The 817-nt window shown below is 71.0% G+C and carries 1 protein-coding gene; it reads left to right on the top strand.

Annotated elements, in window-relative coordinates; translation table 11 throughout:
- The coding region (groEL, locus tag ACTOQ3_RS43595; protein WP_440089949.1) for a chaperonin GroEL at positions 1-817 on the top strand (817 nt) is incomplete at both ends.

The raw sequence follows: 817 nt of genomic DNA, 5'->3' as shown, positions 1-817 counted from the left end.
TTCCGCTCGGTCGCGGTCAAGGCGCCGGGCTTCGGCGACCGCCGCAAGGCCATGCTGGCCGACATCGGCGTCCTGACCGGCGCCCAGGTCATCAGCGAGGACCTCGGCCTGAAGCTGGAGTCCACCACCCTGGACCAGCTCGGCCGCGCCCGCCAGGTCATCGTCACCAAGGACGAGACCACCATCGTCGACGGTGCCGGCGACGCCGAGCAGATCGCCGGCCGGGTCAACCAGATCCGCGCCGAGATCGACAACACCGACTCCGACTACGACCGCGAGAAGCTCCAGGAGCGTCTGGCCAAGCTGGCCGGCGGCGTGGCCGTCATCAAGGCCGGCGCCGCCACCGAGGTCGAGCTCAAGGAGCGCAAGCACCGCATCGAGGACGCCGTGCGCAACGCCAAGGCGGCCGTCGAGGAGGGCATCGTCCCCGGCGGCGGCGTGGCGCTGCTGCAGGCCGGCGCCAAGGCCTTCGACAAGCTCGAGCTCTTCGGCGACGAGGCCACCGGCGCCGCGATCGTCAAGAAGGCGCTGGAGGAGCCCCTCAAGCAGATCGCCGTCAACGCCGGCCTCGAGGGCGGCGTCGTGGTGGAGAAGGTACGCAACCTTCCCCCGGGCGAGGGCCTCAACGCCGCCACCGGCGAGTACGTCAACCTGTTCGAGACGGGCATCATCGACCCGGCCAAGGTGACGCGTTCGGCGCTGCAGAACGCGGCGTCCATCGCGGCGCTGTTCCTCACCACCGAGGCCGTCATCGCCGAGAAGCCCGAGAAGGCCGGAGCCGCCCCCGCCATGCCCGGCGGCGGCGACATGGACTTCT

The sequence above is a fragment of the Streptosporangium sp. LJ11 genome (genome assembly GCF_051918945.1).
Lineage (GTDB): Bacteria > Actinomycetota > Actinomycetes > Streptosporangiales > Streptosporangiaceae > Streptosporangium.
The sequence above is the reverse complement of the archived record's forward strand: the minus strand, read 5'-3'. Positions and strand labels throughout refer to the sequence as shown.